20 protein-coding genes are annotated in these 19,917 nt (G+C 70.2%); 11 read left to right on the top strand and 9 right to left on the bottom strand.

Annotation, left to right across the window (positions count from 1 at the left end):
* Positions 1–27 precede the first annotated feature (27 nt).
* The gene (locus G4X40_RS05410; RefSeq protein ID WP_277830676.1) at positions 28–798 is read left to right on the top strand and encodes a DUF6319 family protein; all 771 of its coding nucleotides are present in this window, start codon (positions 28–30) and stop codon (positions 796–798) included.
* A 6-nt stretch (positions 799–804) separates the two neighbouring features.
* Here G4X40_RS05410 and G4X40_RS05405 read toward each other — a convergent pair whose 3' ends face one another.
* From G4X40_RS05405 to ilvD, 4 genes are all read right to left on the bottom strand, one after another.
* Positions 805–1,785: a pirin family protein gene (locus tag G4X40_RS05405; protein ID WP_277830674.1), complete on the bottom strand. Its 981-nt coding sequence runs from the start codon at positions 1,783–1,785 to the stop codon at positions 805–807.
* Positions 1,786–1,859: 74 nt separating this feature from the next.
* Positions 1,860–3,023 carry an alpha-hydroxy-acid oxidizing protein gene (locus G4X40_RS05400; protein ID WP_277830672.1) on the bottom strand — a complete coding sequence of 388 codons (1,164 nt, stop codon included), beginning with the start codon at positions 3,021–3,023 and terminating at the stop codon, positions 1,860–1,862.
* A 60-nt stretch (positions 3,024–3,083) separates the two neighbouring features.
* A complete protein-coding gene (locus tag G4X40_RS05395; protein WP_277830670.1) occupies positions 3,084–3,755 on the bottom strand; it encodes a hypothetical protein in 672 nt (223 codons plus the stop codon).
* A gap of 68 nt (positions 3,756–3,823) precedes the next feature.
* Positions 3,824–5,518 carry a dihydroxy-acid dehydratase gene (gene ilvD, locus G4X40_RS05390; protein ID WP_277830669.1) on the bottom strand — a complete coding sequence of 565 codons (1,695 nt, stop codon included), beginning with the start codon at positions 5,516–5,518 and terminating at the stop codon, positions 3,824–3,826.
* 144 nt (positions 5,519–5,662) lie between these two features.
* Between ilvD and G4X40_RS05385 the strand changes: the two genes are divergently transcribed.
* The gene (locus G4X40_RS05385) at positions 5,663–6,013 is read left to right on the top strand and encodes a metal-sensitive transcriptional regulator (RefSeq protein ID WP_277830668.1); all 351 of its coding nucleotides are present in this window, start codon (positions 5,663–5,665) and stop codon (positions 6,011–6,013) included.
* A 21-nt stretch (positions 6,014–6,034) separates the two neighbouring features.
* On the opposite strand, the gene G4X40_RS05380 is transcribed toward G4X40_RS05385, so the two are convergent.
* A complete protein-coding gene (locus G4X40_RS05380) occupies positions 6,035–6,823 on the bottom strand; it encodes a VOC family protein (protein ID WP_277830667.1) in 789 nt (262 codons plus the stop codon).
* Between the two features lie 208 nt (positions 6,824–7,031).
* Between G4X40_RS05380 and G4X40_RS05375 the strand changes: the two genes are divergently transcribed.
* Genes G4X40_RS05375 through G4X40_RS05365 form a run of 3 tightly spaced genes read left to right on the top strand, consistent with a single transcriptional unit; the run spans position 7,032 to position 11,093 of the window.
* Complete coding sequence (locus tag G4X40_RS05375; RefSeq protein ID WP_277830666.1) at positions 7,032–7,253, top strand: heavy-metal-associated domain-containing protein; 222 nt, start codon at positions 7,032–7,034, stop codon at positions 7,251–7,253.
* A gap of 49 nt (positions 7,254–7,302) precedes the next feature.
* On the top strand, positions 7,303–9,597 hold the full coding sequence (locus G4X40_RS05370) for a heavy metal translocating P-type ATPase (protein WP_277830665.1): 2,295 nt from the start codon (positions 7,303–7,305) through the stop codon (positions 9,595–9,597).
* Positions 9,597–11,093: a multicopper oxidase family protein gene (locus tag G4X40_RS05365; RefSeq protein ID WP_277830663.1), complete on the top strand. Its 1,497-nt coding sequence runs from the start codon at positions 9,597–9,599 to the stop codon at positions 11,091–11,093. Before G4X40_RS05370 ends, G4X40_RS05365 begins: the two co-directional genes overlap by 1 nt.
* Before the next feature lie 217 nt (positions 11,094–11,310).
* Here G4X40_RS05365 and trxA read toward each other — a convergent pair whose 3' ends face one another.
* The gene (gene trxA / locus G4X40_RS05360) at positions 11,311–11,670 is read right to left on the bottom strand and encodes a thioredoxin (RefSeq protein ID WP_277830662.1); all 360 of its coding nucleotides are present in this window, start codon (positions 11,668–11,670) and stop codon (positions 11,311–11,313) included.
* Positions 11,671–11,731: 61 nt separating this feature from the next.
* Positions 11,732–12,412, bottom strand: a complete 681-nt coding sequence (locus G4X40_RS05355) for a DUF998 domain-containing protein (protein WP_277830661.1) — start codon at positions 12,410–12,412, stop codon at positions 11,732–11,734.
* Positions 12,413–12,781: 369 nt separating this feature from the next.
* Here G4X40_RS05355 and G4X40_RS05350 point away from each other — a divergent pair, with 369 nt between their 5' ends.
* Positions 12,782–12,961 (top strand): hypothetical protein, encoded by a 180-nt coding sequence (locus G4X40_RS05350; protein ID WP_277830660.1) that lies wholly within the window; start codon positions 12,782–12,784, stop codon positions 12,959–12,961.
* A 24-nt stretch (positions 12,962–12,985) separates the two neighbouring features.
* Here the strand turns inward: G4X40_RS05350 and G4X40_RS05345 are convergent, their stop codons facing one another.
* Positions 12,986–14,350, bottom strand: coding sequence for an FAD-binding oxidoreductase (locus tag G4X40_RS05345; protein ID WP_277830659.1), 1,365 nt, complete (start codon positions 14,348–14,350; stop codon positions 12,986–12,988).
* Between the two features lie 150 nt (positions 14,351–14,500).
* On the opposite strand from G4X40_RS05345, the gene G4X40_RS05340 reads away from it, so the two are divergent.
* The 5 genes from G4X40_RS05340 (at position 14,501) to G4X40_RS05320 (ending at position 18,736) form a co-directional block, all read left to right on the top strand.
* The gene (locus G4X40_RS05340; RefSeq protein ID WP_277830658.1) at positions 14,501–14,878 is read left to right on the top strand and encodes a DUF309 domain-containing protein; all 378 of its coding nucleotides are present in this window, start codon (positions 14,501–14,503) and stop codon (positions 14,876–14,878) included.
* A complete protein-coding gene (locus tag G4X40_RS05335; RefSeq protein WP_277830655.1) occupies positions 14,875–15,543 on the top strand; it encodes an LON peptidase substrate-binding domain-containing protein in 669 nt (222 codons plus the stop codon). The genes G4X40_RS05340 and G4X40_RS05335 overlap by 4 nt, the downstream gene beginning before the upstream one ends.
* Before the next feature lie 41 nt (positions 15,544–15,584).
* Complete coding sequence (locus G4X40_RS05330; RefSeq protein ID WP_277831300.1) at positions 15,585–16,574, top strand: magnesium and cobalt transport protein CorA; 990 nt, start codon at positions 15,585–15,587, stop codon at positions 16,572–16,574.
* A gap of 66 nt (positions 16,575–16,640) precedes the next feature.
* A complete protein-coding gene (locus G4X40_RS05325; RefSeq protein ID WP_277830654.1) occupies positions 16,641–17,684 on the top strand; it encodes an ATP-dependent DNA ligase in 1,044 nt (347 codons plus the stop codon).
* A complete protein-coding gene (locus G4X40_RS05320; protein WP_277830653.1) occupies positions 17,684–18,736 on the top strand; it encodes a DNA polymerase domain-containing protein in 1,053 nt (350 codons plus the stop codon). Before G4X40_RS05325 ends, G4X40_RS05320 begins: the two co-directional genes overlap by 1 nt.
* 373 nt (positions 18,737–19,109) lie before the next feature.
* Here the strand turns inward: G4X40_RS05320 and G4X40_RS22920 are convergent, their stop codons facing one another.
* Positions 19,110–19,697: an MFS transporter gene (locus tag G4X40_RS22920; protein ID WP_408642140.1), complete on the bottom strand. Its 588-nt coding sequence runs from the start codon at positions 19,695–19,697 to the stop codon at positions 19,110–19,112.
* Positions 19,698–19,917: the final 220 nt, after the last annotated feature.

The raw sequence follows: 19,917 nt of genomic DNA, 5'->3' as shown, positions 1-19,917 counted from the left end.
GCACCCTCGTCACAAGAAAGGTCGGCCATGCCTCCCCGCAGTCGCACGGACTCGCTCACACCGGAGAATCTCGTCGAGCTGACCGAGGCGGTCGCCGAGGGCAGACGCGTGACGGTGTACTTCCGGGAGGCCACGCCGAGCCTGAACCTGGAGGCCGGGAGTTCGGCACGGGTGGTGTCAGTGAGCGGCACCACGGTCATGCTGCGGCCGAAGGGCGTCAACGACGAGCTGCCGTTCGAGGCAGACGAGCTGCGGATGACCAAGACTGGTCCCGCCGCGGCCACGCCGAAGCGTCGTCCGGCTGTCAAGCCCGCGCAGAACGAGCCCGGCAAGGCGCCCGTCGCGGTCAGGCCGACCGCAGCTGTTCCGGTGAAGCCGCAGGCCACGCCCGCGACGCCGCCCGCAGAGTCGGTCAAGGAGCCGGTCGTCGCGTCGCAGCCCCAGGCGAAGGCGGCGCAGCCGCCCGCGCAGGCTCCTGCGCCGAAGACCGCGCCCGCCGCCCGCAAGCGGACGTCCAAGAAGGCGCCGACGTCGGTGAGCGTGACGATCTACGGCAGCGCCGACAACGAGTGGACGGTCGCCGTGACGCACGGCGCACGCCGCCCCGGCAAGTCCGCGCCGGTCACCCCCGACGCGGTCGAGCGCGCGGTGCGCGAGCTGGGTGAACCGGCCGCGCTGGAGGCGGTCGACTCGCTGCTCGGTGCCGCCCGCGAGGAGGCCGAGCGCCGCGTGGCCGAACTCAGCCGCCAGCTCGAGGAGGCCAGGGACGCGCTGGCCGCGCTGGGTGTGGAGGAGTAGTCTCCCTCACCCCCGCGGCCGCAACCGCGCATTCGGCAGCTCCGGCGCCGGCAACGTGTGGTCCCACTCGGAGGGGAACCCGGCGAATCGATTCGCCGCGCCCTCGCGCGCCTGCTGCCACTGACCCCGGTACTCGACGATGTCCTCGTGGGTGCGCCCGATGAAGTTCCACCACATGACCACCTGCTCGCCGAGCGGCTCGCCGCCGAGCAGCAGCACCCGCGCGGACCGGTCGCCGGTCGCCTCCAGGTGCAGCTCCGCGGAGCCCGGCTGCAGGTAGATCAGCTGGCCCGACGAGCCGGCGATCGCGTCGACGCCGGCGCATCCGACCGCGACCTCGCCGGTGTCGACCAGCACCCCGTGCTCGAAGCCCGGCTCGACCTCGACCGTCAGTCGTCCGCCCGGCGGCAGGGTGATCTCGGCGCCGACCAGCGGGCTGAACGTGCGCACCGGCGAGGTGTCGCCGAGCAGCGTGCCGATGAACACTCGCACCTGTGCGCCGTCCCGCTCCAGTACCGCCGGGACGTGATGTTCGAAAGTTGGTGCGGTGAAACGATGTTCGGTCGGAAGCGCGACCCACAGCTGGGCGCCGTGCAGGACTGTCGTCAGGGGCGTCGAGTATTCCGAGTGCGCGATGCCCGCCCCGGCGGTCATCAGGTTGACCTCGCCGGGCCGGACGAACTCGTGGGTACCCAGCGTGTCCCGGTGCTCGATCTCGCCGGTGAACAACCACGAGACCGTCTGCAGTCCGGTGTGCGGATGCCCGGCGACATTCATACCGCCGCTGCGCGAGACGTCGTCGGGGCCGTAGTGGTCGAGAAAGCACCACGCGCCGATCAGCGACCGTTCCCGCTGCGGCAGCGTACGCCGGACCGGCATCCCGCGGGGCCCGCCGAGCGGGACCTGCCGCGGCTCGAGCACGCGCGGCCGTGTCTCGTCGGTTGCAGCGCAGGTCACCAGAGTCGGTGTCGTTTCCAGATTGCTCATCGGAGCCTCTTCGGTCGGCGAAGGACGACGACACCGACGCTATACCTGCGGCATAGTCGAGGCATGACGTACGTTCACACCCGGCGCAGCGCCTCGGGAGTGAGGTCGGCAAGCGTCGGATAGCCGTCGACGGCCATGATCAGATCGGCCTCGGCCAGGATCGAGCGCAGCACGTGCACGATCCCGTCCTCGCCGCCGAGCGCGAGTCCGTAGGCGTAGGGCCGCCCGATGCCGACCGCACTTGCGCCCAAGGCCAGCGCCTTGACCACGTCCGCGCCGGAGCGGACCCCGGAGTCGAACAACACCGGCAGGCCGTCGGCGGCCTCGACGACCCCCGGCAGGCAGTCCAACGCCGGCAGTCCACCGTTGGCCTGCCGCCCACCGTGATTCGAGCAGTAGAGGCCGTCGACGCCGAAGTCGCGGGCCCGGCGGGCGTCCTCGGGGTGGCAGATGCCCTTGAGGATCAGCGGCAGCGAGGTCGCCTCGCGCAGCCAGGTCAGGTCGTCCCAGGTGACGGAGTGGCCGAACACGCTCACCCACTGCAGGACCGCCGCCCGCGGGTCCTGTTCCGGCGGGGCGGCCAGCAGGGCGCGGAACCGCGGGTCGCTGGTGTAGTTGGTCAGGCAATGTCCGCGCAACTGCGGGAAGTTCGAGGTGGCCAGGTCCCGCGGGCGCCAGCCGGGTATCCACGTGTCCAGCGTGACGACGATGCCCTTGTAGCCCGCCTGTTCCGCGCGGTGGATCAGGCTCAGCGCCAGGTCCCGGTCGGTCGGGGTGTAGAGCTGGAAGAGCCCCGGGGTCTCGCCGAGCTCGCCCGCGACGTCCTCGAGGGTGTCCTCCATCAGCGTCGACCCGATCATCGGCACGCCGGTACGCGCCGCGGCCCGCGCGGTCGCCAGATCGCCGTGACCATCCTGGGCGCACATCGCGATGACGCCGATCGGCGCCATGAACACCGGTGTGGGCCAGTGCATCCCCCACAGGTCCACCGACAGGTCGCGCTCGGTGGCGCCGACCATCATGCGCGGCATCAGCCCCCAGCGGTCGAACACCTCGACGTTGGCGCGCTGGGTGCGCTCGTCGCCGGCGCCGCCGACCACATACGACCACACGGACTCCGGCAGGGCCGCCTCGGCGCGGCGCTCCCATTCGGCGAACGTCATCGGCAGCTTCGGCAGTACCCCGCCGAGGCCCTGCAGGTAGATCTCGTACTGGTAGTTGCCGAACGACTGCGTCATGCCGGGGACGCTACTAGGTGGTCGGGCACCTGACGAGGATCCGCGTCCCCGGAACGACCTTCAGAGCGTGCCGTTCTCGATGTCACGCTTCATGGCCTGCTGGTTGGCGATGTGAGAGGACACGCCGTTCTTCACGGTGTAGTCGATCAGCGAAGCCGGCGCCGAGAACGTCAGATGCTCGGTGACCGTGGTCGCGCCGCCGTGTGCGTCGAAGGTGACCTTCTGGTGGGTGATCACGCCGGGTGCGTCCCAGGTGTCGGTGCTGTACCAGTGATCGGCGGCGTGCATCTCTTGTCGGCCCACAGTGCGTCCGGGGATGGACACAGGTCCGGCCGGGATGTCTTCGAGGGCGATGAACTCCCAGACTGCCGCGTCGCCGTCGGTGTACCTGCGATGGTCGAGTACGCCGCGCAGGAAAGGGTGACGGCCCAGGCTGTTCTCGAGATTCGAATATGCCGGGAACACCCGGTCGACAGGCGCGTCGATGGTGACCGGCAGGTCGACGCTCCGGGTCGCGAGCACCGAGCCGGCATGGCTGTTCTCGTACTGGAAGGCGGCCCACGACGCGTCCCATTCCGCGTCCACCGCGGAGCTCGAGCCCGAGACGGGCTCGGCCCCGGCGACTCCCACGCTGCCGAGTGCGATCCCGGCGGTCACCACCAGGGCCGCGCAGAGCAGCGACCCGGAACTCCCGCGTCGCAGCCCGCCGAGCACCTCGGAACGTCCGGCCATTCGTGTCACCCACCCCGTCGAAACCGTTGTCGCCGTTCGGCGACCGGGTGGACGATACGGCACCGTCCTCAGCCGCAGACCGCGCCCTCGGACGCCGACCCGACCAGCTTCGTGTACTTGGCCAGCACGCCGCGGGTATAGCGGGGCGGCAGCGGATTCCAGCCCTCGCGCCGCCGGGCCATCTCGGCCTCGTCGACGCCCAGGTCGAGGGTGCCGTGGGCGACGTCGAGGCTGATCGGATCGCCGTCGCGGACGAAGGCGATCGGGCCGCCGTCGACCGCCTCGGGCGCCACGTGCCCGACGCACAGTCCGGTGGTCCCGCCGGAGAACCGCCCGTCGGTCAGCAGCAGCACGTCCTTGCCGAGCCCGGCCCCCTTGATCGCCGCGGTGATGGCCAGCATCTCGCGCATGCCCGGCCCGCCCTTGGGGCCCTCGTAGCGGATGACCACCGCGTCGCCGGCGGTGATGGTGCCGTCTTCGAGCGCGTCGAGCGCGGCGCGTTCCCGGTCGAAAACCCGTGCGGTGCCGGTGTAGACGGTCTCGTCGAACCCGGCCGACTTGACCACCGCGCCACCGGGGGCGAGCGTGCCCTTGAGGATGGTGATGCCGCCGGTCGGGTGGATCGGGGCGTTCATCGTCCGCAGCACGTTGCCGTCCGGGTCGGGTGGGTCGATGTCGGCGAGGTTCTCGGCCATGGTCTTTCCGGTGACGGTCAGGCAGTTGCCGTCCAGTAGTCCCGCGTCGAGCAGCGCCTTCATCACGACCGGCATGCCGCCGATGCGGTCGACGTCGAGCATGACGTGCTTGCCGAACGGCTTGACGTCGGCCAGGTGCGGCACCTTCTTGTTGATGCGGATGAAGTCGTCCAGGGTCAGTTCGACCTCGGCCTCGTTGGCGATCGCCAGCAGGTGCAGCACCGCGTTGGTCGAGCCACCCAGCGCCATCACGACCGCGATGGCATTCTCGAAGGCGTTGCGGGTCAAGATGTCCCGCGCGGTGATGCCGCGGCGCAGCAACTCGACGACGGCCTCCCCGCTGCGGCGGGCGAAGCCGTCGCGACGGCGGTCGGCGGCCGGCGGCGCTGCGCTGCCGGGCAGCGACATGCCCAGCGCCTCGGCGACACAGGCCATGGTGTTGGCGGTGTACATGCCGCCGCACGCGCCCTCGCCGGGGCAGAAGGTGCGCTCGATGGCGTCGACGTCGTCACGCGACATCAGCCCCCGCGCACAGGCGCCGACCGCCTCGAACGCGTCGATGATCGTCACCTCGCGTTCGGTGCCGTCGGACAGCTTCGCCACACCCGGCAGCGTCGACCCCGCGTAGACGAACACGTTGGCCAGGTCGAGCCGGGCCGCGGCCATGAGCATGCCGGGCAACGACTTGTCGCAGCCCGCCAGCAGCACCGACCCGTCGAGGCGTTCGGCCTGCATCACGGTCTCGACGCTGTCCGCGATCACCTCGCGCGAGACCAGCGAGAAGTGCATGCCCTCGTGGCCCATGGAGATGCCGTCGGACACCGAGATGGTGCCGAACTCCAGCGGATAGCCGCCCGCGGCGTGCACGCCGTCCTTGACCGCCTGCGCGAGGCGGTCCAGTGACAGGTTGCACGGGGTGATCTCGTTCCAGGAGGAGCCGACGCCTATCTGCGGCTTGGCCCAGTCCTCGTCGCCCATGCCGACCGCGCGGAGCATGCCCCGCGCGGCGGTCTTCTCCAGCCCGTCGGTGACGTCGCGGCTGCGGGGCTTGAGGTCGGGCGTGTCCATGGCGTTCCCCATTCGGCTCGGCTGGAGATCAGGTTGCCTCTACGAAACTCCGCCCGCGGGCGCTCGGCAAGGGAAACACGCCCTACCTGGGAGACCTTTATACCCCCTTAGGGTATTGTGGGGCTTGACCCGAGGAGGGACACCATGACCACCGTCGACTCGACCGCCATCGACCACGAGGATCACGGCGACCAGCAGTGCCACGACCACGCGGCGCACGGGTACATCTCCAACAAGGACGACTACCTCAAGCGGTTGCGCCGGATCGAGGGCCAGGCGCGCGGCCTGCAGCGCATGGTCGAAGAGGACAAGTACTGCATCGACATTCTCACCCAGGTCTCGGCGATGACCAAGGCGCTGCAGGCGGTCGCGCTGGGGCTGCTCGAGGATCACCTCGAGCACTGCGTGGTCGACGCCGCGGTGGCCGGCGGCCCGGAGGCCGAGGCGAAGCTCAAGGAGGCAAGCCAGGCCATCGCCCGGCTCGTGCGCTCCTGACCGCCGGCGCGGACGGGCCGGCTACTGGGCCGGCGTCGAGATATTGGGTCCGACCAGCCGGAATGCGGCGCCCATGGGGTCACGGACCTCGGCGATCCGGCCGTACGGGGTGTCCTCGGGTGCCCGCACGACTGCGCCGCCTGCCGCGCCGATCGCGGTGGCCGCGGCGTCGGCGTCGTCCACCGCGAAGTAGGTCGTCCACTGCGGCGGTGTGCCGGCGGGAAGGAAGTCGGTCGCGTCCATCACGCCGGCCAGCTGCTGGTCGCCGTCGCGCACCACCGTGTAGCGGAACGCCGGTGTGTCGCTGATGGTCTCCACGTCCCAGCCGAGCGCCGAGCGATAAAACTCGAGCGCGGAGCCGTAGTCGCGGGTGTACAACTCGAACCAGCCCGGTGCGCCGTGCTCGGCGATCAGCCCGAATCCGGCGTGCGTTCCCGGCTGCCACAGGCCGAACCGGCCGCCGTTCGGGTCGACCACGACCGCCATCGTGCCCAGGTCGCCGACCGCCATTGCCGGGGATTCCACCTGGCCGCCGCCGGCGGTGATCGCCGAGAGCGTCTTGTCGGCGTCGTCGGTGGCGAAGTAGATCGACCAGACGTCCGGTGTACCCATGCCCTCCATTGCGGGCATGCAACCGGCGACGCGCACGCCGCCCAGGGTGAAGTTGAAGTAGCCGCCGAATTCCGGCGCCGGCTCCTCGGCCTCCCAGCCGAACATCCGGCCGTAGAACTCCCGGGCCGCGGCCGCGTCGGACGTGTACAGGTCGACCCAGCACGGTGCACCGGCCGGCGCCTTGGCGTAGACGGACATGATTGCTCCTCTTTTCCGGGGCGTTTCTCTCTGGGCGTTGCGATGTCTCACCAACTCAGACCTGTCGTCGAACGGAAACTCATCGCGCGGACGGAAAGTTTTCGACTTCGCTTCCGTCCGCCCCTTGACTACATACCTACGGGGGGTATATTCATCACGTGTAGATACCCCTAGCGGGTACCGTGGAAGACGAACCGAGGAGAGCGACATGAACACCACCAGCTACCAGGTGACCGGCATGACCTGCGGACACTGCGCCAACGCGGTCTCGGAGGAACTGCGGGACGTGCCGGGTGTGGAGGACGTCCACGTCGATCTCGTGAAGGGCGGCTCCTCGACCGTGACCGTCACCAGTGTGTCCTCGCTGACCCGGGACCAGGTCGCCGCGGCGCTCGACGAGGCCGGCGACTACCACCTCGCCGACAACTGACCTGGTGCGCGGCTCGCCACGCGGCGAGCCGCGCCGGAGGGGATGAGACATGAGCACCACCGAGCAGGCCGCGGTGACCACGCTGCCGAACTCCGTCGAACTGTCGATCGGCGGGATGACCTGCGCGTCCTGCGCCGCACGTATCGAGAAGAAGCTCAACAGGCTCGACGGCGTCACCGCCACCGTCAACTACGCCACCGAGAAGGCGAAGGTGAGTTTCGACGACGCCGTCACACCCGACGACCTCGTCGCGACCGTCGAGGCCACCGGCTACACCGCGGCCCTACCGGCGCCGCCGCGGCCGGAGCCGGCCGGAGACGACGCCGCACCGGCGCCGCAGGCCGACGAGGCCGCCGCGCTGCGCAACAGGCTGACCATCTCGGGCATTCTCGCGGCGCCGGTCGTCGCGCTGTCGATGATCCCGGCCCTGCAGTTCGACAACTGGCAGTGGCTCGCGCTGACCCTGGCCTCGCCGGTCGTCGTGTGGGGTGCGCTGCCGTTCCACCGCGCCGCGTGGACCAATGCCCGGCACGGCGCCGCGACCATGGACACGCTGATCTCGCTGGGCGTGACCGCGGCCTACCTGTGGTCGCTGTGGGCGCTGTTCTTCGGCCACGCCGGCATGACCGGCATGAAGATGGAGTTCAGCCTCCTGCCGACCTCGAACACCGACCACATCTATCTCGAGGTGGCCGCCGCGGTCACCGTGTTCATCCTGGCGGGTCGCTACTTCGAGGCCCGGGCCAAGAAACGCTCCGGCGCCGCGCTGCGCGCGCTGCTCGACATGGGCGCCAAGGATGTCGCGGTGCTGCGTGACGGCGTCGAGACCCGCATCCCCACAACGCAATTGGCCGTCGACGACGTATTCGTGGTCCGGCCCGGCGAGAAGCTCGCCACCGACGGCGTGGTGACCGAGGGCACCTCTGCGGTCGACGCGTCGATGCTCACCGGCGAATCGGTGCCCGTCGAGGTCGGCCCCGGCGACACGGTGGTCGGGGCGACCGTCAACGCCGGCGGGCGACTGCTGGTGCGCGCCACCCGCGTCGGCGCCGACACCCAGCTCGCGCAGATGGCGCGTCTGGTCGAGGACGCGCAGAACGGCAAGGCGCCGGTGCAGCGGCTCGCCGACAAGGTGTCCGGGATCTTCGTACCGATCGTCATCGTGCTCGCGCTCGCGACTCTGGCGGGCTGGCTGCTCACCGGGCACCCGGTGACCGAGGCGTTCACCGCCGCGGTGGCCGTGCTGATCATCGCCTGCCCGTGTGCACTCGGCCTGGCCACCCCGACCGCGCTGATGGTCGGCACCGGCCGCGGCGCCCAGCTGGGCATCCTGATCAAGGGCCCGCAGGTGCTGGAGTCGACCCGGCAGGTCGACACCATCGTGCTGGACAAGACCGGCACGGTGACCACCGGGAAGATGAGCCTGCAGTCGGTGCACGCGGCCGCGGACGTCGACCGTGACGAACTGCTCCGGCTGTCCGGCGCGGTCGAGCACGCCTCCGAGCACCCGATTGCCCAGGCGATCGCGTCCGCCGCCCAGGAGGGCGCGGGATCTGATTCGGCGCTCGCGCCGGTCGCCGACTTCAGCAACCACGACGGTCGCGGCGTCTCCGGCGTCGTCGACGGGCACGCGGTGCTGGTCGGCCGGCGGGGCTGGCTCGCCGACGAGTGGTCGCTACTCGCGCCGCAGGAACTGATCGACGTGGCCGACGAAGCCGAGGCGCAGGGCAAGACGCCGGTCTGGGCGGCCTGGGACGGCGCGGTGCGCGGCGTGCTGGTCGTGGCGGACACGATCAAGTCCACCTCCGCGGAGGCGATCGCACAGTTCCGTGCGCTGGGCCTGCGCCCGGTCCTGCTCACCGGCGACAACACCCGGGCGGCGCGGTCGGTCGCGGAGCGCGTCGGCATCGATGCCGACGACGTCATCGCCGAGGTGCTGCCGGCCGACAAGGTCGACGCGGTCAAGCGCCTGCAGGCGCAGGGCCGCACGGTCGCGATGGTCGGTGACGGTGTCAACGACGCGGCCGCGCTGGCCCAGGCCGACCTCGGCCTGGCGATGGGCACAGGCAGCGACGTGGCGATCGAGGCCTCCGACCTGACGCTGGTGCGTGGCGATCTGCGCGCGGCGGCCGACGCGATCCGGCTGTCCCGGTCGACGCTGCGGACCATCAAGGGAAACCTGTTCTGGGCCTTCGCCTACAACGTCGCGGCGCTGCCGCTGGCGGCACTGGGGCTGCTCAACCCGCTGATCGCCGGCGCCGCAATGGCCTTCAGTTCGGTGTTCGTGGTCAGCAACAGCCTGCGGCTGCGCCGGTTCCGGGCGGCGAATGCGGGTGACCGGTGATGAACCGGCCGATCACCCGGCGCGGCTTCCTCGCCGCCTCCGCGGTCGGGCTCGGCGGGTTCGCGCTCGCGGCGTGCGGCTCGTCGGGGACGTCCGGAAGCGGCAGCGGCAGCGCGATTGATGGACAGGCCGTCGCCGCCGCCGAGGCGCGCCGCCCGCACACCGGCAGGACGGTCACCGCGGACCTGGTCCCGCAGTCCGTCGAGGTCGACCTGGGCGGCCCGACCGTGCGGACTCTCGCCTACGGCGACACCGTCCCCGGACCGCTGATCCGTGCGAACGTCGGCGACGAGTTGGCGGTCCGGGTGACCAACCGGCTCGACCACCCGACCTCGGTGCACTGGCACGGCATCGCCCTGCGCAACGACATGGACGGCGCGGCGCCGGCCACGCCGGACATCGGCGCCGGCGGCGAGTTCACCTACCGGTTCTCGGTGCCGGATGCGGGCACCTACTGGGCGCACCCTCACGTCGGCCTCGACACCGACTACGGGCTGTACCTGCCGGTGATCGTCGACGACCCCCGCGAGCCCGGCGACTACGACGCCGAATGGATTGTGGTGCTCGATGATTGGACCGACGGCGTCGGCAAGAGTCCGCAGCAGATCTACGACGGCCTGCGCCGGGGCGACATGAGCTCGATGCCCGGCATGGGCGGCAACATGAACCACGGCGGCGAAGCGGGCAACCTGCTCGGCGGGGACGCGGGCGACGTCGACTACCCGTACTACCTGGTCAACGGGCGGATCCCCGCGGCCCCGGCCGGCTTCACCGCCGAGCCGGGGCAGCGGGTGCGGATCCGGATCATCAACGCCGGTGCGGACACCGCCTTCCGGGTGGCACTTGCCGGGCACCAGATGACCGTCACCCACACCGACGGGTTCCCGGTCGTTCCGGTGCCGACCGACGCAGTGCTGCTGGGCATGGGCGAGCGCTACGACGTGCTCGTCACCGTCGGCGACGGGGTGTTTCCGCTGGTCGCGTCGGCAGAAGGCAAGAACGGCCAGGCGCGGGCGCTGCTGACCACCGGTGCGGGGTCGGCTCCGGACGCCGCGTTCCGCCCGTCAGAGCTGGACGGCCGGCTCGTGACGGTCGACGATGTGGTGGCCGCGCCCGATGTGATGCTGCCGCAAGGCAAGCCGGACGTGCAGCTGCGTGCCGACCTCGCCGGCGACATGATGAGCTACAACTGGACGATCAACGGGCGCGATTACGATCACACGCGGTCGCTGACCATCAGGGAGGGGCAGCGGGCCCGGCTCACCTTTCGCAATCGCAGCATGATGTGGCACCCGATGCACCTGCACGGCCACACCTTTCAGGTGCTGCGGGCCGACGGCACCCCGGGCCCGCGCAAGGACACGGTGATCGTGCTGCCGATGCGGTCGGTCGCGGTGGACCTGGTTGCCGACAATCCGGGCGATTGGATGCTGCACTGCCACAACGCCTATCACCAGGACGCCGGGATGATGACGAGCCTGGACTACGTGCGCTGATCTGCGCGCTGACCAGGCAGTTTGCTGCTCGATCACAAGTTTTTTTGGGATCGGTACCATTGCCGGGCGCAAGGCCTCGCTGTTAGCGTTCCCGGGACCCTGCGTGGTGCTGTCGGGGGCATCGCGCAGGGCCTGAACTCGATACACAAAGGAACCGCCCGGTCAGTCCGGGCGGTTCCTTTGTGCCTGCAGGGCGATCTGTCTGCGGGGCCCGCGATCAGGCCTGTGCGGCCACCTGTGCCCGCACGTCGTCCATGTCGAGCGCGCGCACCGCGCCGATCACCTCGTCGAGGGACGCGGCGGGCAGTGCGCCGGGCTGCGAGAAGACCAGGATCCCCTCGCGGAACGCCATCAGCGTCGGGATCGAACTGATCTGGGCGGCAGCGGCCAGTGACTGCTCCGCCTCGGTGTCGACCTTGCCGAACACGATGTCCGGATTCGCCTCTGCGGCGCGGTCGTACACCGGCGCGAACATCCGGCACGGTCCGCACCAGGACGCCCAGAAGTCGACGAGCACGATGTCGTTGTCCTCGACGGTGGACTCGAAGTTCGCTGCGCTCAGTGTGGTGGTTGCCATGGGGTCTCCTGTTCGAGGCCGGAAGTGATACCTATGGGGGTATAACGCAGGAGGGTGGGGACTATTCCCCGCGCCGTTCGGGCTCGCCGTTCGGCCGGGTCAGCGCGATGACCACGACCAGCGGCCACGCCGTCTCCGCCCCCGTCATCACCCGCTCGGCCAGACCGAGCCCGCTGCCGCCGAGCGCCTCGAGCCCCAGCCAGCCGGCGAGCGCCAGGAACAGCAGCGCGACCACGGTGGCCACCGGCGGACTGAGCACGGACGGCCAGGGCCACGACCGCGACGACGCCAGCAGCGGCCAGGTCGTCATCACCACGGCGCCCGCGATGGCGCAGACAAGGTGGGCGGGTGTCGCGCCGTCGACCGGCTGGGGGAACAGGGCGACGCCGATGCCGAGCACCCCGCCCAGCGCGAGCACCCACCGGGCCAGAGGTCGCAGCGGCCGTAATCCCGCCGCGGTGACCAGATGGCAGCAGCCGACCACGAACAGAGAGCCGGTCATGATCCAGCGATCGGCCGCGGCGTCTCCGGCGAGCACGCTGATCGACTGGCGGACGGCGCTGTAGTCGCCCTGCTGCTGCGCACCGGCGACGATCCAGCCGCCGACCAGCGCGAGCGGCGCCAGCGATGCCGAGACGATCGTCCACCACGCGACGCCCGGCACGGCCGGCCCGCCCGGTGGCTCGGTCCGCCTCGGTGACCGTGACGTACCCGAGGACGTCACCCGCTCGAAAGCGTCCACGATCCAATGTTTGCCCACGCCCGGCGGCGATGTTCGCGGATTCGGCCGAAAACGATCACCGTCGGCGCGCACGTGCGGCGGGCGATCCTGCCGCGGTACTCGCCCGGAGCGCGGCATTCCGCCTGGTCAACAAGGCCTCGGGCAGGTTCGGGGTTCCTACAGAATGCGATGTGACACTGCACAAGCGCCGCGGCGCTGTCGGAGTCCGGCGGTAGCGTCGCAGCCAGTGGAACGAGGGTGGTCACGACCGTCGAGTCGTGGCGGACGGCGCTTCGACGCCGACGAATTTTCCTATCCCGAGGCGCCAGGTGCGCCAACCGCACGGACGGCGCTGTCGCCGTCCTCCAGGAGGTCACGCAGATGCGGGACATGAGTCAAGAGACGCTCGCCACCCACCGGAAGATGGATCTGCGCACGTATCTGCGCGCGCAGCAGGTGGTGGCGGCGCATTCCGTCGACACGCCGGACTGTCGGGTCCTGCTCGAGATGCTCGGACTGATCGACGACGACGTCGCCGCCCCGGAATTCGCCCTGGCCGTCGACGACTAGGCTCTGCCCGCCCTCACCCGGGCATCACAGCACGGCGCCCGGGTTGAGGATCCCCTCCGGATCCAGCGCCGCCTTGATCCGCCTATTCAGCTCCAGCACATCCGGTCCCAGATAGTCCGGCAGCCACGCCTTCTTGAGCCGGCCGACGCCGTGCTCACCGGTGATGGTGCCGCCGAGCGTGATGGCCAGGTCCATCACCTCGCCGAACGCCAGGTGGGCGCGCTCGGTCAACTCCGCGTCGTCGGGGTCGAAGACGATCAGCGGGTGGGTGTTGCCGTCGCCGGCGTGGGCGACCACCGCGATGGTGACATCCCGACGCTCGGCGATCTGCGCGATCCCGTCGACCAGCGCGGGTAGTTGCGTCAGGGGCGCTCCGACGTCCTCGAGGAGCAGGCTGCCGAGGCGCCCTACCGCATCGAACGCCATGCGTCGGGCGGCGCAGAACGCCTCGCCCTCGTCGACGTCGTCGGTGCTGAACACCTCGGTGGCGTTGTTCGAGCGGCAGATGTCGCCCATCTCGAGGATCTCGTGGCCCGCATGCTCGCCGGGGGCGTCGGACCGCGCGATCAGCATGGCCTGGGCCGAGCGGTCCAGGCCCATGCGGGTCGCGTCCTCGACCGCGCCTATCGAGGTGTGGTCCATGAACTCGAGCATGGCCGGGCGCATCTTCTGGGTGATGCCGAGCACGGCACCGGTGGCGTCGGCGAGCGAGTCGAACGTGGCCACCAGTGTGGCGCAGGCGGATTGCGCGGGGATCAGCCGTAGCGTCACCTCGGTGACCACGCCGAGGGTGCCCTCGCTGCCGACGAACAGCTTCGTCAACGACAGTCCCGCAACGTCTTTCAGTCGAGGCCCGCCGAGCCGGACCGCGGTGCCGTCGGCGAGCACCACCTGCATGCCGAGCACGTAGTCGGTGGTGACGCCGTACTTGACGCAGCACAGCCCGCCCGCGTTGGTGGCGATGTTGCCGCCGATCGAACAGATCTCGAACGACGACGGGTCCGGCGGATACCAGAGGCCGTGCTCGGCGACCGCGGCCTTGACCTCGGCGTTGAGCAGTCCGGGCTGGACCACCGCGGTGTGCGTGACCGGATCCACGGTGATCGCGCGCATGCGTTCGGTGGTGAGCACGATGCCGCCGTCGACGGCGGTGGCGCCGCCGGACAGTCCCGACCCCGCCCCGCGCGGGACCACCGGCACCCGGTGCGTACTCGCCCAGCGCAGGGTGGCCTGGACGTCCTCGGTGCAGGTCGCGCGGACCACCGCCAGCGGGGTGCCGGCGGACGGGTCCTTCGCCCAGTCCTGCCGGTAGCCGGCCGTCATGTCCGGTTCGGTGAGCACACTGTGGTCGGGCAGCAGCCCGACCAGTTCGGTGAGCCTGCTGTCCATGCCCGTCCCGCCCTCTCCGACGACGCGCCCCGATCTGGCCGGGACGGCCCGGGGCTGGTGCGGATGCTACCGGCGCGGCGGGGCCGGTCACATCGGCGACGCTCGTGCGTCCGGCCGACGGGTGTCGGGGGTGACGGCTAGATTGAGTTCATGGCCGATGTGCGTGAGGATCCGCCGCTCGAGCTCGCGGCGACGATCACCGAGGTGCAGCGCCTGCTCGACCACGGCGAGGCGAAGCCGGCGCAGCGTTTGCTCGAACGGACCTGGCGGGACGTGCCCGCGGAGGAACTCGAATTGTGGGAGGGGCTGACCCGCCTGCTGCTGGGCTGGGACGCCGCGACGAGCGGCAATCGCGCGTCGGCGGCCGACTCGCTGACGCGCGGCGCGGAGTTGCTCGGCTCCTATGAGGACCGCCCGCCGCACGCCCTGGACGTCGCGGGTCTGCGGGCCTGGGCGCAGCATCTGGTTCGCGAACTCGGTGACGAGCGGTCGGCGCCGCCGCCGGTTCCGCGGTTGCGGCTGCCATGAGTTTCCCGCTGCCGGTGCCGGCCGACCCGTTGCCGATGTTCCCGCTCGAGCGCACCGCGCTGCCCGACGAGGGTCTGACCCTCAACGTGTTCGAGCCACGCTTCCACGCCCTGGTGCAGGACTGCCTCGACGCCTGGTCCGAGCGTCCGCGTTTCGGCGTGGTGCTGATCGAACGGGGCAGCGAGGTCGGGGGTGGCGAGGTCCGCACCGACATCGGGACGATCGTCGAGATCTGCTCGACCCGCAAGCATTCCTGCGGCCGCCTCACGCTCGACGCGGTCGTGTGTGAACGGATCCGGGTGCGTAGCTGGCTCGACGACGACCCGTATCCGCGGGCGCTCGTGGAGGGCTGGCCGGACCAGCCGACCGGGGGAGTCAGCCCGGAGGACCTGATGGCGCTCGAGTTCAAACTGCGCCTCCTCGACGACAGGATGGACGAGCTCGCCTTCAAGCGCTCCACCTCGGCGCCGATCATGCCGACGACGGTGGACCTGTGGGGCGAGCCGGGCGCCAAGCTGCTCCAGCTCGCGCGCGAGCTGCCTATGGGCGATTCGGACCGTCAGCGGGTGCTGTCCGCGCCGGGCGCGGCCGAGCGGGTCCGGGTGCTGTGCGAAATACTCGACAGCGGGATCGAGCAGCTCGAGTTCTGGTTGTCGGTGCCGTGAGCGTCGACGGGCACGGCGGTGCGGCCGGGGTCGAGGCCAGCATGGTCGACAGCGCGGTGTACCGGGACGGTCACCGCATCCTGTCCCCGCCGACCCTCGTCGAGGCTCTCAAGAGCCTGCCCGACGAGTCGTCGATGGCATGGATCGGTCTGTACCGGCCGACGCCCGAGCAACTGTTCGCCGCCGCCCGCCAGTTCGACCTGCACGAACTGGCAGTAGAGGACGCGATCCTCGCGCATCAGCGGCCCAAGCTCGAACGCTACGGCGAGACGCTGTTCGTGGTGCTGCGCGCCGCGCGTTACGTGGACGAGACCGAGCGGGTCGACTTCGGCGAGTTGCACGTCTTCTGCGGTCCCACCTTCGTGTTGACGGTCCGGCACAGCGAGTCGCCTGACCTGTCGAAGGTGCGCACCCGCATGGAGAACACCCCCGACCTGCTGCGCCTCGGACCCGAGGCGGTGCTGTACGCGATCCTCGACGCCGTCGTCGACGGCTATTCGCCGGTGCTGGCGGGCCTGCAGAACGACATCGACGAGATCGAGACCGAGGTCTTCGGCGGCGACCCGAAGGTCTCCCGGCGCATCTACGAGCTGACCCGCGAGGTCATCGAGTTCCAGCGCGCCACGAAACCGCTGCTGGGCCTGCTGCGCCAACTGTCCTCGGGGTTCGTCAAGTACCGCACCGACGAGGAACTGCAGAAGTATCTACGCGACGTCGCCGACCACGCCACCACCGTCGTCGAACGGGCCGACGGGTTCCGGGAACTGCTCGGCAACATCCTGACCGTCAACGCCACGCTCGTCTCGCAGGAGCAGACCCAGGCCAGCTATGCGCAGAACGAGGAGATCAAGAAGGTCTCGGCGTGGGCGGCGATCCTGTTCGCGCCCACGCTGATCGGCACGGTGTACGGGATGAACTTCGACGAGATGCCCGAGTTGCACTGGGCCGGGGGCTATCCGATGGCGTTGATGCTCATGGCACTGACCTGCGTGGTGCTCTACACGGTGTTCAAGCGCCGCGGCTGGCTCTGAGAACCGGTCCCGGCGGCCCGCCCGGAACGCTCGCGAAACGTGCCCGGGTAGGTCAGGATGAGACTCGTGCAGCTGCCCATCATGCCGCCGTTGCAGCCGATGCTCGCCAAGGCTGCCACCACCGTGCCGTCGCAGCCGTCCGACGGGCCGCGGGCCTGGTTGTACGAGCCGAAGTGGGATGGCTTTCGTGCCATCATCTTCCGCGACGGCGACGAGGTGGTGCTCGGCTCGCGGGGCGGCAGGGACCTGGCCCGGTACTTCCCCGAGATGGTGCAGTCGGTGCTGCGTGAGTTACCGCCGCGGTGTGTCGTCGACGGCGAGTTGGTCGTCCCGCGGGTGATCGACGGCCGCAGGCGGCTGGACTGGGAGGCGCTGTCGGAGCGGATCCACCCTGCCGACAGCAGGGTCCGGTTGCTGGCCGAGCAGACGCCATCGCAGTTCATCGCGTTCGATCTGCTCTGTCTCGGCGACGAGGATCTCATGGGCGCCGCGTTCGAGGCGCGTCGCGACCGGTTGCTCGCCGAGGTCGGCGGGGGACCGGCGTGCCAGGTCACCGCGGCGACCGACGACGCCGCGGTCGCCGTGCACTGGTTCGAGACCTTCGAGGGCGCCGGCCTGGACGGTGTGGTCGCCAAGCGGCTCGACGGCAGGTACCTGCCGAACAAGCGGGAGATGGTCAAGCTCAAGCACTCTCGCACTGCCGACTGCGTGCTTGTCGGGTACCGGGTGCACAAGAGCAAGCCGGGCGTCGGGTCGCTGCTGCTGGGGCTGTACCGAGGCGACGAGCTGCAGATGATCGGTGGCGCCTCGGCGTTCACCGACAAGCGCCGCGTGGAACTGCTCGAGGAACTGCAACCACTGCGCACCGGCGAGGACGCCCAGGAGGGCGAGCCGACCCGGTGGCGGTCGGGAGTGGACCGGTCGTGGATCCCGCTGCGGCCCGAACGGGTGGTGGAGATCGGATACGACCAGATGGAAGGCGCGCGGCTGCGACACGCCGGACGCTTCCTGCGATGGCGTCCCGACCGTGAACCACGCCAGTGCACCTATGACCAACTGGAGGTCCCGATGCGCTACGACCTGACCGACGTTCTCGCCGGAGGCTCCTGATGGCAGCCAAGGCGCCGGCCGAACTGCTGGACGTCGACGGCATCGAGGTGCGGTTGTCGAGCCCGGACAAGATCTACTTCCCGAAGCTGGGCAGTGCCGGCGGCACCAAGCGGCACCTCGTCGACTACTACCGCGCCATCGCCACGCTCGAGGGTGGCGGGATCATGACGGCGCTCCGGGACCGCCCCACGCACCTGCAGCGCTTCCCGGACGGCATCGAGGGCGAGGAGATCTATCAGAAGCGGGTGCCGGCCAAGCGCCCCGAGCACATCGGCACCTGCCGGGTGACCAACCCCAACGGGCGTACCGCGGACGCGCTGCGGGTGCGTCATCCCGCCGACGTCGTGTGGGCGGCGCAGATGGGCAACGTGACCTTCCATCCGTGGCCGGTGCGGTGTGTGGACACAGACCGTCCTGACGAGCTGCGCATCGACCTGGACCCGCAGCCGGGGACAGGTTTCGCCCAGGCGCGCGCGGTGGCGTTGGAGATCGTGCGGCCGCTGCTCGACGAGTTGGGGCTGGTCGGGTATCCGAAGACCTCGGGCGGGCGTGGAATCCACGTGTACGTCCGGATCGAGCCGCGGTGGGACTTCGTCGAGGTGCGGCGCAGCGCGATCGCGCTCGCGCGGGAGATCGAACGGCGGGGGCCGGATCTGGTCACCACCGCATGGTGGAAGGAGGAGCGCGGCGAGCGCATCTTCGTCGACTTCAACCAGACCGCCCGCGACAAGACCATCGCGTCCGCGTATTCGGTGCGCAAGACACCGTCGGCTACGGTGTCCACGCCGGTCACCTGGGCCGAGTTGCCCGATGTGGAGCCCGACGACTTCACCATCGCGACCGTGCCGGAACTGGTCGGGCGCCGCGGCGATCCGATGGCGGACATCGACGCGGTCGCGCACTCGCTGGACGTGCTGCTGGAGATGTCGGGCCGGGACGAGACGGCGGGACTCGGCGACATGCCGTACCCGCCGCAGTATCCGAAGATGCCGGGCGAACCGAAGCGGGTCCAGCCGAGCCGGGACCGCGACCGCAGGGAGCGGGAGAAGTAGGCGACGCCGCCGGTGTCGGGGGAGCCGGCGGCGTCTGGATTCATTTCTAGCGGATGCGGTGCCGTCGTGAAAAGTCGGCCGGCCGGTATTAGGGGCAGATTAGGGGCACCCGCCCGACTCGGGGTCGGAGCCAGAGGTGCGGCGAAAGTATCTGTTGGACGTTCGTTTTGGAGGTGGCTTGCCGGCATGACGCGCGGGTTTCGTCGCGTTGTACTTCGGCGGCAGCGTGGATCACATCACCCAGGCGTTCGTCGGTACCGCGGTGGCGAGGCCGCGCATTTCAGTGCAGTTTCGGCGGCGTCGGCGTCGGCGTCGGCGGCGCGGCTTGCACTTGACGTGCTCCGGTAGCGGGCCATGGCTTCTCGGTTCGAGTTCACCGGTTCTGCTGAGACGTAGTCCTTTTCGCGACAACGTCTGGATCCCTGGTTACGGCTACGAGTGTGCGGGGTGGCCCACGTGGGCCAGGCCCCCGAGGACTGCCACGAGCAGAGCGACGACGCCTGAGGCGACGAAAGCAGTGCTGTCGCCGTCCGTGACGCGCTCGAGTGTGTCCGCATCGCCCGAGTGGGAGGTCGCCGCCGCGGCAAGGGTGGCCAAGGCCGCCGGCCCGACCGCGCCATTGGTGCCGCGAGCGGTGTTGACGAGTCCCGAGGCCAGGCCGGCATGTTCGGCGGCGATGCCGGTGGTGGCCAGGGCGCGCGTGCGGCATCAGGCTCGGCGCCAGCGCGGCGGCCCCGGCGCCCTGTACCAGGCGCGCTGCGATCAGCATCGTCGGATCGCGGGTGAGACCGCCGGCGAGGCCGGCGAGGCCGAACGCCGCGACGCACGCGAGGAAGATCCGCCGGTGACCGACGAGGTCGGCGGCGCGGGCCGCCAACAACAACAGTCCGCCGAACGTGACCAGGTAGCCGTTGACGACCCACTGCAGCGCCGACGAAGTCATTCCCAGGTCGAGGCGCATCTGCGGCAGGGCCACGTTCACGACCAGCCCGTCCAGGACCACCATCAGCTGCGCCCCGCAGGCGAGCGCGAGTACCGCGACCGGCGGGTGCTGCCGGCGTCACTCCCGGTGCGCTCTACAAGCACTTTCGGAATCAACGTGACTCGCGTCGTGCGATGGCCGACGCTGGCTACGCCACGATCGATCTGTCCGACATCGACACCGCCGCAACCACTGTGGA

The organism is Speluncibacter jeojiensis, assembly GCF_029589495.1.
GTDB classification, from domain to species: domain Bacteria; phylum Actinomycetota; class Actinomycetes; order Mycobacteriales; family Mycobacteriaceae; genus Speluncibacter; species Speluncibacter jeojiensis.
This window is presented reverse-complemented; position numbering and strand designations above follow the sequence as displayed.

Excerpts from the sequence above, each read along its gene's own strand:
- ilvD (WP_277830669.1), bottom strand. The coding sequence starts at position 5,518 with ATGGACACGCCCGACCTCAAGCCCCGCAGCCGCGACGTCACCGACGGG.
- G4X40_RS05380 (WP_277830667.1), bottom strand. The coding sequence starts at position 6,823 with ATGTCCGTCTACGCCAAGGCGCCGGCCGGTGCACCGTGCTGGGTCGAC.
- G4X40_RS05370 (WP_277830665.1), top strand. The coding sequence starts at position 7,303 with ATGAGCACCACCGAGCAGGCCGCGGTGACCACGCTGCCGAACTCCGTC.
- G4X40_RS05330 (WP_277831300.1), top strand. The coding sequence starts at position 15,585 with ATGGTCGACAGCGCGGTGTACCGGGACGGTCACCGCATCCTGTCCCCG.
- G4X40_RS05350 (WP_277830660.1), top strand. The coding sequence starts at position 12,782 with ATGAGTCAAGAGACGCTCGCCACCCACCGGAAGATGGATCTGCGCACG.
- G4X40_RS05340 (WP_277830658.1), top strand. The coding sequence starts at position 14,501 with ATGGCCGATGTGCGTGAGGATCCGCCGCTCGAGCTCGCGGCGACGATC.
- G4X40_RS05410 (WP_277830676.1), top strand. The coding sequence starts at position 28 with ATGCCTCCCCGCAGTCGCACGGACTCGCTCACACCGGAGAATCTCGTC.
- G4X40_RS05335 (WP_277830655.1), top strand. The coding sequence starts at position 14,875 with ATGAGTTTCCCGCTGCCGGTGCCGGCCGACCCGTTGCCGATGTTCCCG.
- G4X40_RS05400 (WP_277830672.1), bottom strand. The coding sequence starts at position 3,023 with ATGACGCAGTCGTTCGGCAACTACCAGTACGAGATCTACCTGCAGGGC.
- G4X40_RS22920 (WP_408642140.1), bottom strand. The coding sequence starts at position 19,697 with ATGCGCCTCGACCTGGGAATGACTTCGTCGGCGCTGCAGTGGGTCGTC.
- G4X40_RS05365 (WP_277830663.1), top strand. The coding sequence starts at position 9,597 with ATGAACCGGCCGATCACCCGGCGCGGCTTCCTCGCCGCCTCCGCGGTC.
- G4X40_RS05395 (WP_277830670.1), bottom strand. The coding sequence starts at position 3,755 with ATGGCCGGACGTTCCGAGGTGCTCGGCGGGCTGCGACGCGGGAGTTCC.
- G4X40_RS05320 (WP_277830653.1), top strand. The coding sequence starts at position 17,684 with ATGGCAGCCAAGGCGCCGGCCGAACTGCTGGACGTCGACGGCATCGAG.
- G4X40_RS05385 (WP_277830668.1), top strand. The coding sequence starts at position 5,663 with ATGACCACCGTCGACTCGACCGCCATCGACCACGAGGATCACGGCGAC.
- trxA (WP_277830662.1), bottom strand. The coding sequence starts at position 11,670 with ATGGCAACCACCACACTGAGCGCAGCGAACTTCGAGTCCACCGTCGAG.
- G4X40_RS05375 (WP_277830666.1), top strand. The coding sequence starts at position 7,032 with ATGAACACCACCAGCTACCAGGTGACCGGCATGACCTGCGGACACTGC.
- G4X40_RS05405 (WP_277830674.1), bottom strand. The coding sequence starts at position 1,785 with ATGAGCAATCTGGAAACGACACCGACTCTGGTGACCTGCGCTGCAACC.
- G4X40_RS05345 (WP_277830659.1), bottom strand. The coding sequence starts at position 14,350 with ATGGACAGCAGGCTCACCGAACTGGTCGGGCTGCTGCCCGACCACAGT.